Origin of the sequence: Rathayibacter sp. AY1F4, assembly GCF_002931775.1 — a bacterium.
Taxonomy (GTDB): Bacteria; Actinomycetota; Actinomycetes; order Actinomycetales; family Microbacteriaceae; genus Rathayibacter.
In genome coordinates, this window is sequence record NZ_PSVE01000004.1 from 20741 (window position 1) to 34594 (window position 13854).

Sequence of the window (13854 nt, forward strand, 5' to 3'; positions counted from 1 at the left end):
ACCGGTGTCCGTACCGCTGAGCATTCCGAGCCCCCCCGACGCGTGGAGTCAGTACGACCTCACGATCGGCACCTTCACGCTCGCGATCCACACCTACGCGCTCTGCATTCTCGCGGGGATCATCGTGGCGACGATCATGACGAACCAGCGCCTCAAGCGCCGCGGGGCGGAGCCGTGGGTCGTGCTCGACATCATCATCTGGGCGGTGCCGCTCGGCATCGTCGGCGCCCGCGCCTACCACGTGCTCACCCACCCCGGCGACTACTTCTACGACGGCGCCGACCCGTGGGAGGTCGTCCGCATCTGGAACGGCGGCAACGCCATCTTCGGCGGGCTGATCGGAGGCGCGGTCGGCGCGTTCATCGGCTGCCGCTGGACAGGAGTGCGGTTCTGGACCTTCGCCGACGCCCTCGCCCCCGGCATGCTCGCCGCGCAGGCGCTCGGGCGTCTGGGCAACTGGTTCAACCACGAGCTCTTCGGCCTGCCCACGACCCTGCCCTGGGGCCTCGAGATCGAGACCACCAACCCGGCCTTCCCCGTCGGCCTCCCGGCGGGCACGCTCTTCCACCCGACCTTCCTCTACGAGATCCTCTGGAACGTCGTCGGCATCGCGGTCATCCTCCTGCTCGAGCGCCGTCTCAAGCTGCAGTGGGGCACCGTCTTCGCCGCCTACCTGATCTGGTACGGGATCGGCCGCGTCTGGTTCGAGTCCATCCGGATCGACCCGAGCGAGTTCTTCTGGGGCATCCGCACCAACGTCTGGGCCGCGCTCATCGCCGTGGTCATCGGCCTGGTCCTCGTGGTGATCCAGAAGCGCGAGCACCCGGGCGCCGAGCCCTCGGCCTACCGGCCGGGTCGCGAGTGGACGCCCGCCCCGGCTGCGGTAGAATTCGAGGACGTCGAGTCCGACTCCGACGACACCACCACCCCTGCTTCCGGCACCGACGCCGAGAAGCCGACGGTCTCCCGCACCTGACGGAGGTCGCGGAGCCTCCGCGACCGCCTCCCGGGTGCCCGACACCTCCACGACCGCCCCATCGCGGCGCAGCCACGAGCGCTGCCGCGGGCGGGTCGTCGTGCAGGCACCGCCGACGGCGCGCGACGCTCGCGCCACGGCAGAACCCTGCGGCCCTCCCGATCGGGGAGCCGCTCCTCCTCCACCACCGCGGGCCAGTGACGTCCCGATCAGCCATCACCCCCGTGAGGACGGTTCCCATGGCCTCCGCCCAGCCCTCGACCCCGGCCCGCGCCGTGCCCTTCCTGGGCATGCCGCCGGCGCAGGGGATGTACGACCCGGCCGCCGAGAAGGACGCGTGCGGTCTCGCGATGGTCGCCACCATGCGCGGCACCGCCGGCCACGACATCATCGACGCCGCGCTGAACGCGCTGCGCAACCTCGAGCACCGCGGCGCCGTCGGCTCCGACGCGGGAACGGGCGACGGCGCGGGGATCATCACGCAGATCCCGGACGAGTTCCTCCGCGCGGTCGCTCCCTTCGAGCTCCCGCCGCTGGGCCAGTACGCGGTGGGCAACGCCTTCCTCCCGGTGGACGTGTTCGAGCGCGAGCGGGTCAAGTCGACGATCGCCGACATCGCCCGCGAGGAGAACCTCGCCGTGGTCGGCTGGCGCTCCGTGCCCGTGCAGCCCGACGAGATCGGCACGCTCGCCCGGGCCGCCATGCCGGCGATCGAGCAGCTGTTCATCCGGAGCGAGCTGACCGACGAGAGCGGCACGCCCCTCTCCTCCGTGCGCCTCGACCGTCTGACCTTCCGCCTGCGCAAGCGCGTCGAGCGCGAGCTCGAGGTCTACTTCATGTCGCTCTCGAGCCGCACGCTCGTCTACAAGGGCATGGTGACGACGCTCCAGCTGGAGCCGTTCTACCCGGACCTGTCCGACGAGCGCTTCGCGTCGAAGCTCGCGCTGGTGCACTCCCGGTACTCCACCAACACCTTCCCGTCGTGGCCGCTCGCTCAGCCGTTCCGGATGATCGCGCACAACGGCGAGATCAACACAGTGCAGGGCAACCGCAACTGGATGCGCGCACGCCAGTCGCAGCTGAAGAGCCGCGAGCTGGGCGACCTGGCCCCGCTGTTCCCGATCGTCTCGCCCGGCCGCAGCGACTCCGCCTCGTTCGACGAGACCGTCGAGCTGCTCAACCTGGCCGGCCGGTCGCTCCCGCACGCGGTCATGATGATGGTGCCGGAGGCCTGGGAGAACCAGGACGGCGCGCTCGACCCGAAGCGCCGCGCGTTCTACGAGTACCACTCGATGCTCATGGAGCCGTGGGACGGCCCGGCCGCGATCGTCTTCACCGACGGCGAGCTCGTCGGCGCCACTCTCGACCGCAACGGGCTCCGCCCCGGCCGCTACGTCGTCACCGACGACGGGCTCGTGGTGCTCGCCAGCGAGATCGGCGTGCTCGACATCGACCCCGCGAAGGTGGTCCGCAAGGGACGCCTGCAGCCCGGCCGCATGTTCCTGGTCGACACCGAGCAGGGCCGCATCGTCGAGGACGAGGAGATCAAGGGGCAGCTCGCCGCCTCCGGTCCGTTCGAGGAGTGGCTCGAGAAGGGCCGCATCAACCTCAAGGACCTCCCCGAGCGCGAGCACATCGTGCACACGCCCGCCTCGGTCAACCGCCGCCAGCGCACCTTCGGCTACACCGAGGAGGAGGTCCGCCTCCTCCTGCTGCCGATGGCGCGCGCCGGTGCGGAGCCGCTCGGAGCGATGGGCTCGGACACCCCCGTGGCCGTCCTGTCCAAGCGCCCCCGCCTGCTCTTCGACTACTTCACGCAGGCCTTCGCGCAGGTGACGAACCCGCCGCTGGACTCGATCCGCGAGGAGGTCGTGACCTCGCTCCGCCTGGGCCTCGGCCCCGAGCGCAACCTGCTGACCGCCGGTGCCGAGCACGCGCGCCAGGTCGTCCTCGACTTCCCGGTCATCGACAACGACGAGCTCGCGAAGATCCAGCACATCGCGCCGCGCCCGCTGAGCCACATCACCACGACGATCCGCGGCCTCTACCGCGTCGACGCGGGACCCCGCGCGATGCAGGACCGCATCGACGAGATGTGCGACGAGGCCGACGAGGCCATCGCCGCGGGAGCGCAGTTCCTGGTGCTGTCGGACCGCGACTCCACCAAGGACCTCGCGCCGATCCCGTCGCTGCTGATGCTCGCTGCCGTGCACCACCACCTCATCCGCACCGAGAACCGGATGCGAGTGGGGCTCGTGGTCGAGGCGGGCGACGTCCGCGAGGTGCACCACGTGGCGACGCTCATCGGCTACGGCGCCTCCGCGGTCAACCCGTACCTGGCTATGGAGACCTGCGAGGACCTCGTCCGCAGCGGCATGCTGTCGGACGTCTCGCCGGAGAAGGCCGTGAAGAACGTGATCAAGGCGCTCGGCAAGGGTGTGCTGAAGATCATGTCCAAGATGGGCATCTCCACCGTGTCGAGCTACGCCGGGGCGCAGACCTTCGAGGCCGTCGGCCTCAGCCAGGCGTTCGTCGACCAGTACTTCACCGGCACCGTCTCGAAGCTCGGCGGCATCGGCATCGACGTCGTCGCCGAGGAGAACGCCGCGCGTCACCGCGCCGCCTATCCCGAGGACGGCGCGATCGTCGCCCATGAGCGCCTGGCGGTCGGCGGCGAGTACCAGTGGCGCCGCGACGGCGCCCCGCACCTGTTCAACCCGGACACGGTGTTCCGCCTGCAGCACTCGACGCGCAACCGCCGCTACGACGTCTTCCGCGAGTACACGAAGATGGTCGACGACCAGGCGAGCTCGCTGATGACCCTCCGCGGCATGTTCAAGCTCGACACCGCGGGGCGCACGCCGATCCCGATCGACGAGGTCGAGCCGGTCGAGGCGATCGTCAAGCGCTTCTCGACGGGCGCGATGAGCTACGGCTCCATCTCGCCGGAGGCGCACGAGACGCTCGCCATCGCGATGAACCGCCTCGGCGCCAAGTCGAACACCGGCGAGGGCGGCGAGGACACCGAGCGGCTGCTCGACCCGGAGCGCCGCTCCGCGATCAAGCAGGTCGCCTCGGGCCGCTTCGGCGTCACGAGCATGTACCTCACCCACGCCGACGACATCCAGATCAAGCTCGCCCAGGGCGCCAAGCCCGGCGAGGGCGGTCAGCTTCCGCCCACGAAGGTGTACCCGTGGATCGCGCGCACCCGGCACGCGACCGCCGGTGTCGGCCTGATCTCGCCGCCGCCGCACCACGACATCTACTCGATCGAGGACCTCAAGCAGCTGATCTTCGACCTCAAGCGGGCGAACCCGTCGGCGCGCATCCACGCGAAGCTGGTCAGCCAGTCGGGCATCGGAGCGGTCGCCGCCGGCACCGCGAAGGCCCTCGCCGACGTGATCCTCGTCTCGGGTCACGACGGCGGCACCGGCGCGAGCCCGGTTAACTCGCTCAAGCACGCGGGCACGCCCTGGGAGCTCGGCCTGGCCGAGACCCAGCAGACGCTGATGCTCAACGGCATGCGCGACCGCGTGGTCGTGCAGGTCGACGGCCAGATGAAGACCGGTCGCGACGTCGTCATCGGCGCGCTGCTCGGAGCCGAGGAGTTCGGCTTCGCGACGGCTCCGCTGATCGTCGAGGGCTGCATCATGATGCGCGTCTGCCACCTCGACACCTGCCCGGTGGGCGTCGCGACGCAGAACCCGGAGCTGCGCCAGCGGTTCTCCGGCAAGCCCGAGTTCGTCGTCAACTTCTTCGAGTTCATCGCCCAGGAGGTGCGCGAGTACCTCGCGCAGCTCGGCTTCCGGAGCGTCGACGAGATCGTCGGCCACCGCGAGCTGCTCGACGTCGACCAGGCGATCGAGCACTGGAAGGCGAGCGGGCTCGACCTGACGCCGATCCTCGTCGGACCGGTCTTCACGGCGGAGGAGCCGCGCCGCCACGGCCGCGCGCAGGAGCACGAGCTCGAGCACCACTTCGACAACGAGCTGATCCGCCTCGCGGCGAACGTGCTCGACCACCGCGGCACCGTGCGGATCGAGCGCGAGATCAAGAACACCGAGCGCGCCGTCGGCACCATGCTGGGCCACGAGGTCACCGTCCGATTCGGCGAGAACGGCCTGCCGGCCGACTCCATCGTCGTGTCGCTCCGCGGCTCGGCCGGGCAGTCGCTCGGAGCGTTCCTCCCCGCCGGCATCACGCTGCGGCTCGAGGGAGACTCCAACGACTACGTCGGCAAGGGCCTCTCGGGCGGCCAGATCGTGGTGCGGCCGGACCGCCGCAGCACCTTCGACGCCTCGACGAACGTGATCGCGGGCAACGTGATCGGCTACGGGGCGACCCAGGGCACGATGTTCATCCGCGGGATGGTCGGCGAGCGCTTCCTGGTCCGCAACTCCGGCGCCACCGCGGTGGTCGAGGGAGTGGGCGACCACGCGCTCGAGTACATGACCGGCGGCCTGGCGGTGATCCTCGGCGAGACCGGGCGGAACCTCGGCGCCGGCATGTCGGGCGGCACGGCCTACATCCACGGCCTGCGCCGCGAGCTCGTGAACCGCGACGCGATCGCCTCCGGCGAGCTGACCCTCTCCGAGCTCGGCAGCGCCGACGTGGAGATCCTGCGCGACCTGCTCGAGCGGCACGTCGCGGAGACCGAGTCGACCCTGGCCCAGGGGATGCTCGACGATTTCGACGGAACGGTCTCGCGTTTCGTCAAGGTACTGCCCCGCGACTTCGCCGCGGTGCTCGCGACGCGCGCATCCGCTGTGGAGGAGGGGCTCGACCCCGACGGCGACGTCGTCTGGGGACGGATTCTGGAGGTGACCGGTGGCTGATCCCAAGGGGTTCCTGAAGGTGCAGGACCGGGAGCTGCCCAAGCGGCGTCCCGTGTCCGTCCGCCTGATGGACTGGAAAGAGGTCTACGAGCAGGGCGACTCCGCCGTGCTGCGCCGGCAGGCGGGCCGCTGCATGGACTGCGGCATCCCGTTCTGCCACAAGGGCTGCCCGCTGGGGAACCTGATCCCCGAGTGGAACGACCTGATGTGGCGCGGCGAGGGCCGCCAGGCGATCGAGCGCCTGCACGCGACGAACAACTTCCCGGAGTTCACGGGCCGGCTCTGCCCGGCGCCGTGCGAGTCGTCCTGCGTGCTCGGCATCAATCAGCCCGCCGTCACGATCAAGCAGATCGAGGTCTCGATCATCGATCAGGCCTTCGGCAACGACTGGGTGCAGCCGCACCCGCCGGAGCGCCTGACCGGCAAGACCGTCGCGGTCGTCGGCTCCGGCCCGGCGGGGCTCGCCGCCGCTCAGCAGCTCACCCGCGCCGGGCACACCGTCGCGGTCTACGAGCGCGACGACCGCATCGGCGGTCTCCTGCGCTACGGGATCCCGGACTTCAAGATGGAGAAGAAGCACCTCGAGCTGCGCCTGAACCAGATGAAGGCCGAGGGCACCCGGTTCCGCGCGGGCGTCGACATCGGCTCCGACATCACCTGGGACGACCTGCGGGCGCGCTACGACGCGGTCGTGGTCGCCACCGGTGCTCTCGTGCCGCGCGACCTGCCGATCCCGGGTCGCGACCTCGACGGCGTGCACTTCGCCATGGAGTACCTCGTGCAGTCGAACCGCGCGATCGCGGGCGACCGCGTCTTCGAGCAGATCTCGGCCGAGGGCAAGCACGTCGTCGTCCTGGGCGGAGGCGACACCGGAGCGGACTGCATCGGTACCGCCCACCGCCAGAAGGCCGCGTCGGTCACGAATCTGGCGATCGGGCAGCAGCCGCCGTCGCAGCGCCCGGACAGCCAGCCCTGGCCGATGGACCCGACCGTGTTCGAGGTCTCGAGCGCCCACGAGGAGGGCGGGGAGCGGATGTTCCTCGCGTCGACCGTGGAGTTCCTCGCGAACGAGGGCGGCGAGGTCCGCGCGGTGCGCGTGGCCGAGACCGAGTACCTCGACGGGCGCCGCGTCCCCAAGGCGGGCACCGAGCGCGAGATCCCGGCCGACCTGGTCCTGCTCGCCCTCGGCTTCACCGGCCCGGAGGCGGACCACCTCGGCCGCCAGCTCGACGTCCCCTTCACCGAGCGCGGCAACGTCGCGCGCGGCGACGCCTTCGAGACGACCGTCCCCGGCGTCTTCGTGGCCGGCGACGCCGGGCGCGGCCAGTCCCTGATCGTCTGGGCGATCGCCGAGGGCCGCTCCGTCGCGGCCGAGGTCGACCGCTACCTCGAGGGCACGACCCAGCTGCCGGCGCCGGTCGGCCCCGACGATCGGGGCTTCACGCTCTAGTCCCCGGGACGCGATAGTCTCGGCCCGCCAGCAATCAGCTCACCCTCCCCGCTAACGACGCGCCTCCGGGCGCAGAACAACGGAGCACCCCCTCAATGAGACGAGCGAAAATCGTCGCCACCCTCGGCCCGGCAACGTCGTCGTACGAGACCATTCGTGCGATCATCGACGCCGGCGTGGACGTGGCCCGCATGAACCTCAGTCACGGAAGCTACGACGTCCACGAAGGCATCTACCGCATCGTGCGGAAGGCCGCGGACGACGCCGGGCGCGCGGTCGCGATCCTCGTCGACCTGCAGGGTCCGAAGATCCGCCTCGGCAAGTTCGAGGGCGGCCCGTACGCCCTCGCCGAGGGCGACGTCTTCACCATCACCACCGAGGACGTCCTCGGCACGCGCGAGCTCTCGGGCACCACGTTCAAGGCCCTCCCGGACGACGTGAACCCGGGCGACATGCTCCTCATCGACGACGGCAAGGTCGCTGTCCGCGTCACCGCCGTCGAGGGCCCCCGGGTCGTCACCGAGGTCGTCGTCCCCGGCAACGTCTCGAACAACAAGGGCATCAACCTGCCCGGTGTCGCGGTCAACGTCCCCGCCCTCTCCCAGAAGGACGAGGACGACCTCCGCTGGGCGATCCGTCTCGGCGCCGACATCATCGCCCTCTCCTTCGTGCGCAACGCCAGCGACATCGAGCGCGTGCACGAGATCATGGCGGAGGAGGGCCGCAAGGCTCCCGTCATCGCCAAGATCGAGAAGCCGCAGGCGGTCGACAACCTGCAGGAGATCATCGACGTCTTCGACGGCATCATGGTCGCCCGCGGCGACCTCGGCGTCGAGCTGCCCCTCGAGGCGGTGCCGATCGTGCAGAAGCACGCCGTCGAGCTCGCCCGCCGCTGGGCGAAGCCGGTCATCGTCGCGACCCAGATGCTCGAGTCGATGATCGAGAGCCCTCGCCCCACGCGGGCCGAGGCCTCGGACGTCGCGAACGCCATCCTCGACGGCGCGGACGCGGTCATGCTCTCGGGCGAGACCAGCGTCGGAGCCTGGCCCGTCGTCACCGTGCAGACCATGGCCCGAATCGTCGAGTCCACCGAGGAGCACGGTCTGGAGCGCATCCCCCCGCTGGGCAGCAAGCCCCGCACCCAGGGCGGATCGGTCACGCTGGCCGCCGCCGAGGTCGCGGAGTTCGTCGAGGCGAAGTTCCTCTGCGTGTTCACCGAGTCGGGCGACTCGGTCCGCCGCATGACGCGCCTGCGCCACGGCATCCCGATCATCGGCTTCACCCCCGAGCCGGCCGTCCGCCGCCGCATGGCGCTGAACTGGGGCGTCCAGTCCTTCGTCACGCCGCGCGTCAACCACACCGACGCGATGTTCGCGCAGGTGGACGCGGTGCTGCTCCGCGAGGGCCTCGCCCAGGCGGGCGAGACCGTGGTCGTCGTCTCCGGATCGCCCCCCGGGCGCGCCGGCACGACGAACGACATGCGGGTGCACATCGTCGGCTCGTCCAGCTCGGCCGACAGGGCCGAGAACTGGGACCACTGAGTCCAGCACCCTCCGAGGGGCCCGGTCGCGCGAGCGGCCGGGCCCTCCGGCGTTCCCCGGCGGCCCGCGTGGCGGGACGCGCCTCCGCGGGCGGATACCGTGGACCCATGCGACTCGGCGTGCTCGACATCGGCTCCAACACGGTCCACCTGCTCCTCGTCGACGCGCACCCCGGCGCCCGCCCGGTGCCCTACCGCTCGCACAAGCGGAGCCTCGCTCTCGTGGCGCACCTCGACGAGGCGGGGGAGATCACCGAGCGGGGCCAGCGCGAGCTGATCGCGTTCGTGACCGAGGCCGCGGAGGTCGCCCGCGAGCACCGCGCGGAGGACCTGCTGGCGTTCGCGACCTCGGCGATCCGCGAGGCCGGCAACGGCGCGGCGGTCCTCGACCGGGTCCGCGCCGAGACGGGAGTGCACCTCCAGGAGCTCGGCGGCGAGGCGGAGGCGTCGGCCACCTTCCTCGCCGTGCGCCGCTGGTTCGGCTGGGGCGCGGGCTCGATCCTGGACCTCGACATCGGCGGCGGCTCGTTCGAGCTCTCGATGGGCGTGGACGAGGTGCCCGAGCTCGCCGTGTCGGTCCCGCTCGGAGCGGGGCGGGTGACGCGGGACCTGCTGGTCGGCGATCCCGCCTCGGCCACGAGCGTGAAGGCCGCCCGGCGTCACGCCCGCGAGGTGCTCGCGGAGCCCGTCCGCGGCTTCCTCGCCCTGGGGCGCCCCGACCTGGTCGCGGGTACGTCGAAGACCTTCCGCTCCCTCGCGCGGATCACCGGCGCCGCTCCGAGCGCCGCCGGTCCGCTGGTGCGCCGCGAGCTGCACCTGGTCGACCTCCGGCTGTGGTCCGCCCGCCTCGCCGCGATCAGCGCGGCCGACCGCTCAGCGCTGCCCGGCGTCTCCGCTCTGCGGGCTCCGCAGCTGCTCGCGGGCGCTCTCGTCGCGGAGGCGGCCATGGACGCACTCGGCATCGAGACCCTGGTGATCTGCCCCTGGGCCACCCGCGAGGGGCTGATCATCCGCCGCTTCGAGCTGCTCGACGCGCAGATCCAGCGCGAGGACGTTCAGCTCAGCGCGATGCTGTAGGACAGCGACCGCCGGCCGCCCGGCTCGAGGACGATCTGGCGCGGCTTGTCGACGATGTCTCCGTCCCAGCCCTCGGGGGTCGGGACGCTCCGCCACGGCTCGAGGCAGACGAACGGGCCCCCGACCGGCTTCCACACGCCGACCACGTCGAAGTCCCCGGTGTCGACGACGATCGCGCGGGCAGCGCCGTCGGCCTCGAGCCGGAGGGTCCGCCGGCGCGGCTCGTCGAAGATCATCACGCCCTCCTCGAAGTGCGCGTCGTCCACCGTCAGGACCCCGTCCTCGAGCGGCGCAGGGTGGCGCGCCCCGAGCAGCAGGTTCTTCGGAGCGCGGCGGTACCCCTCCGGCTCGGGCTGCGCGAAGCGGATGCGGTGCTCGCCGCGGCCCTCGGGCAGCGGCAGCGCGAAGGCCGGGTGGTTGCCGAGCGAGAAGCCCAGCGGAGAGGGACCCCTGTTCTCGACGGTCTGGGTGATCCGGAGCGAGGCGCCGGTCACGGCGTAGGCGATGAGGAGCGTCCAGTCGAAGGGGAACACCGCGCGCGTGGCGTCGTCGCTCCGGAGCCGGAACACCGCCTCGTCCGCCGAGACGCCCGCGAGCTCGAAGACGCGGTCCCGCGCGAAGCCGTGCTGCCCCATCCGGTGGTCCGCGCCGTCGTGGTGCAGCGTGTCGCCGGGGAGGCGGCCGATGATCGGGAACAGGACGGGAGCGTGCCGGCGCCACTCCGGGCCGGCCTGCCACAGGTACTCGCGGCCCTCGTCGTCGCGGAGGGACGTCATCTCGGCCCCGGCGGTCGTCAGGGCGAGGCGCAGGCTCTCGCTGCCGAGGGTGAGGACGGTGGGCGCGGGGGAGTCGCTGCTGGTCATCCTCCGATTCTGCCCGTCACGCGGTGCGGGCGGGGGTGTCGGCGGTGCGTGGCAGCATGGGGCGGTGCCTCCCGAGTCGACCCCCTCCTCCTGGCGCGCCCGCGTCGGCGAGCTCAGCGGATCCGCCGAGGCCGAGTCGCCGCCCGTCCTCACGCCGATCGGGCTGCAGTTCGAGCTGCGCCGGCTGGTGCGCCGGGCCGACGATCCGTGGCGGGCGCCGGCGAGCGAGCGCGTCACGGCGAAGACCTACGACGCCGACGAGCGCCGCGACCACCGTCTGGCCACCCGCCCCGTCGTCCGCGGGCGCGGGGGCGCCTGGAACCGCAGCACCCTGACCTGGAAGTCGCTGAACTTCCAGACCCACCGGCTCTCGCTCGACCCCGCTCACCAGCGCTGGTTCGCCGAGTTCGCGGCCCTGCACCGCGCGACGCGCACCGTCCACCTCGGGCAGGACCCCGACTGGATCCACCTCGACGACTACGAGAGCCCGCTGCTCTGGCGGCTGCTCGAGCAGGCGCAGGCCGTCGGGATCCCGCTGCTCGCCCCGGAGAAGGGCGCGGTCCGCCTCGCCGGTCCCGCCCATGTGGCGGTGACGGTCTCGGCGGAGGAAGGAGCGCTCCGGCTGCGGCCCGTCCTGCGGATCGACGGCGCGGAGCACGCGCCCGAGTCGGCGCGTCCGGTCGCCCGGCACGGCGTCTACGCGGTCGAGGGCGGCGATCCGTCCTCGCTCCTGCTCGCGCCCGCGTCCCTGCCCTTCGACGACGAGGAGCTGCGGCTCCTCGACCACCCCGAGGAGACGGAGGTCCCGGCGGAGGACGTGCCCGAGTTCGTCGGCGAGCACCTCCCCGCCCTCCGCGGCCGCGTCGCGGTGCGCGAGGAGGGCGTCGACCTCGTCCTGGACGATCCGGAGCCCCCGCGCCTGGTCTGCACGGTCTCGTTCGAGCCGCGGCGCGCCGTCAGGGTGGGCTGGCACTGGCGCCGCTCGCCCGATCGCGCGGGCGAGCTCGACGGCACGGCCGACGCGGCTGTCGAGCGCGCGGTGCTCCGCCGGGTGCGCTCGGTGCTCGGCGAGGCCGGGTCCGCTCTCGTGCCGGAGCCGGGGACGAGCGCGGTCCTGCGCGGGGCCGAGGCGGCGGTGTTCGTGGTGGAGCAGCTCCCGCAGCTGGAGGGGATCGGCGGGGTCCGGATCGAGCGCGAGGGCGTGGCCCCGGACTACCGCCTGCTGACCGGACCGCTCACGCTCACCATCACCGCGGTCGACACCGAGAGCGCCGACTGGTTCGACCTCGGCGTCGTCGTGACGATCGGCGACGCGACCGTGCCGTTCCTGCCCCTCTTCCGCGCTCTGGCCGCGGGCGGTGACCGCATCCGCCTGGTCGACCACTCCTACCTCTCACTCGCGCACCCCGGCCTCGACCGGCTCCGGGAGCTGCTGACCCGGGCGGACGAGCTCGACGAGTGGGAGACGGGACCGCGGCTCGGCCGGCACCAGACCGGGTTGTGGAACGAGCTGGAGGAGCTCGCCGACGAGAGCGTCCCCTCCGACGCGTGGCGCGCCGTGCTCGACTCCGCGCTGGCCGCCGGGTCGCCGGAGGACGTGGAGCCGCCGGAGGGCCTGACCGCCCGGTTGCGCCCGTACCAGCGGGCGGGCTACGCCTGGCTCGTGCACCGCCTCCGTCACGGGCTCGGCGGGATCCTGGCCGACGACATGGGCCTCGGCAAGACCCTGCAGGCGCTGGCCATGATGCTCGATGCGGTCGAGGAGGCGGGCCGCGCCGGGATCCGCCCCGCGCCGTTCCTCGTGGTCGCCCCCACCTCGGTCGTGCCGGGCTGGCGCTCGGAGGCCGAGCGCTTCGCGCCCGCCCTGCGCGTCCACCTCGTCACGAGCTCTCGGGAGGGCGCGCTCGACGCGATCCCGGCCGACGCGGACGTGGTCCTCACCAGCTACGCGGTCCTGCGCCTCGGCGGCGAGCGCTGGGCGGCGAGGACGTGGTCGGCGCTGATCCTCGACGAGGCCCAGTTCGTCAAGAACCCCGCCTCGCAGACGCACCGGGCCGCCCGCGGGGTCGGCGCGCCCGTCACGCTCGCGCTCACCGGCACACCGCTGGAGAACTCGCTCGACGAGCTCTGGGCGGTCCTCGCCCTGGTGGCGCCCGGGCTCCTGCCGCCGCTGCGCCGCTTCCGCGAGGAGTACACCCGGCCGATCCTGCACGCGGAGGCGCCCGTCGGCATCGCCTCGCCCGATCTGTCCGAGGGACGGACCGTCAGCCACACCGAGGGCGCGCGCCGCCGCCTCGAGAGACTGCGCCGGCGACTGCGTCCGTTCCTGCTCCGCCGCACCAAGGAGGCGGTGGCGCCGGAGCTCCCCGAGAAGCAGGAGCAGACGATCGAGGTCGCGCTGACGCCCGCCCACAGGGTGCTCTACGACGGCTACCTCCAGCGCGAGCGGCGGAAGCTCCTGGGCCTGGTCGACGACCTCGACCGGCAGCGCTTCACGGTGTTCCGATCCCTCACCCTCCTGCGCCTGCTCGCGCTCGACGCGTCCCTGGTCGACCCGGCCTACCGGCACGTCCCGTCCGCGAAGCTCGACGTGCTCGTCGAGCAGCTCGACGACGTGATCGCGGAAGGCCGTCGGGCCCTCGTCTTCAGCACCTTCACCTCGTACCTGGAGCGGGCGGGGGAGCGGCTGCGCCGGCGCGGCATCCCCTTCGTGCAGCTCGACGGCTCCACACGGGACCGCGCGGGAGTGATCGAGGAGTTCCGCTCGGGAGCCGCGCCCGTCTTCCTGATCAGCCTGAAGGCGGGCGGCACCGGGCTCACCCTCACCGAGGCCGACCACGTCTTCATCCTCGACCCGTGGTGGAACCCGGCGGCCGAGGCGCAGGCCGTCGACCGCGCGCACCGCATCGGCCAGGAGCGGCGGGTGAACGTGTACCGGCTGGTGGCGACGGACACGATCGAGGAGAAGATCGTGCGCCTCCAGGAGCGCAAGGGCCGCCTCAGCACGGCGGTGCTCGACGAGGGCGAGCTCTTCGCCCGGGCGCTGTCGGCCGACGACGTCCGCGAACTGCTGGCCGAGTGACCACGGCCCCACGAAGGGTGACAGAACGGCC

Annotated in this window: 7 protein-coding genes; 6 read left to right on the forward strand and 1 reads right to left on the reverse strand. The window is 72.2% G+C overall.

Going from position 1 to position 13854, the window contains the following annotated elements:
* Nucleotides 1–4 precede the first annotated feature (4 nt).
* From lgt to C5C59_RS03065, 5 genes are all read left to right on the forward strand, one after another.
* The gene (gene lgt / locus C5C59_RS03045) at nucleotides 5–976 is read left to right on the forward strand and encodes a prolipoprotein diacylglyceryl transferase (RefSeq protein ID WP_258059820.1); all 972 of its coding nucleotides are present in this window, start codon (nucleotides 5–7) and stop codon (nucleotides 974–976) included.
* Nucleotides 977–1215: 239 nt separating this feature from the next.
* Entirely contained in the window at nucleotides 1216–5811 is a 4596-nt protein-coding gene (gene gltB, locus C5C59_RS03050) for a glutamate synthase large subunit (RefSeq protein WP_104232656.1), read from the forward strand.
* Nucleotides 5804–7261 (forward strand): glutamate synthase subunit beta, encoded by a 1458-nt coding sequence (locus C5C59_RS03055; RefSeq protein WP_104232655.1) that lies wholly within the window; start codon nucleotides 5804–5806, stop codon nucleotides 7259–7261. The genes gltB and C5C59_RS03055 overlap by 8 nt, the downstream gene beginning before the upstream one ends.
* Before the next feature lie 95 nt (nucleotides 7262–7356).
* Nucleotides 7357–8802 (forward strand): pyruvate kinase, encoded by a 1446-nt coding sequence (gene pyk, locus C5C59_RS03060; protein WP_104237499.1) that lies wholly within the window; start codon nucleotides 7357–7359, stop codon nucleotides 8800–8802.
* Between the two features lie 107 nt (nucleotides 8803–8909).
* Nucleotides 8910–9878 carry an exopolyphosphatase gene (locus C5C59_RS03065; protein ID WP_104232654.1) on the forward strand — a complete coding sequence of 323 codons (969 nt, stop codon included), beginning with the start codon at nucleotides 8910–8912 and terminating at the stop codon, nucleotides 9876–9878.
* On the opposite strand, the gene C5C59_RS03070 is transcribed toward C5C59_RS03065, so the two are convergent.
* Entirely contained in the window at nucleotides 9857–10741 is an 885-nt protein-coding gene (locus C5C59_RS03070) for an aldose 1-epimerase family protein (protein WP_104237498.1), read from the reverse strand. The genes C5C59_RS03065 and C5C59_RS03070 overlap by 22 nt on opposite strands.
* 64 nt (nucleotides 10742–10805) lie before the next feature.
* Here C5C59_RS03070 and C5C59_RS03075 point away from each other — a divergent pair, with 64 nt between their 5' ends.
* Entirely contained in the window at nucleotides 10806–13823 is a 3018-nt protein-coding gene (locus C5C59_RS03075) for a DEAD/DEAH box helicase (RefSeq protein ID WP_104237519.1), read from the forward strand.
* Nucleotides 13824–13854 lie beyond the last annotated feature (31 nt).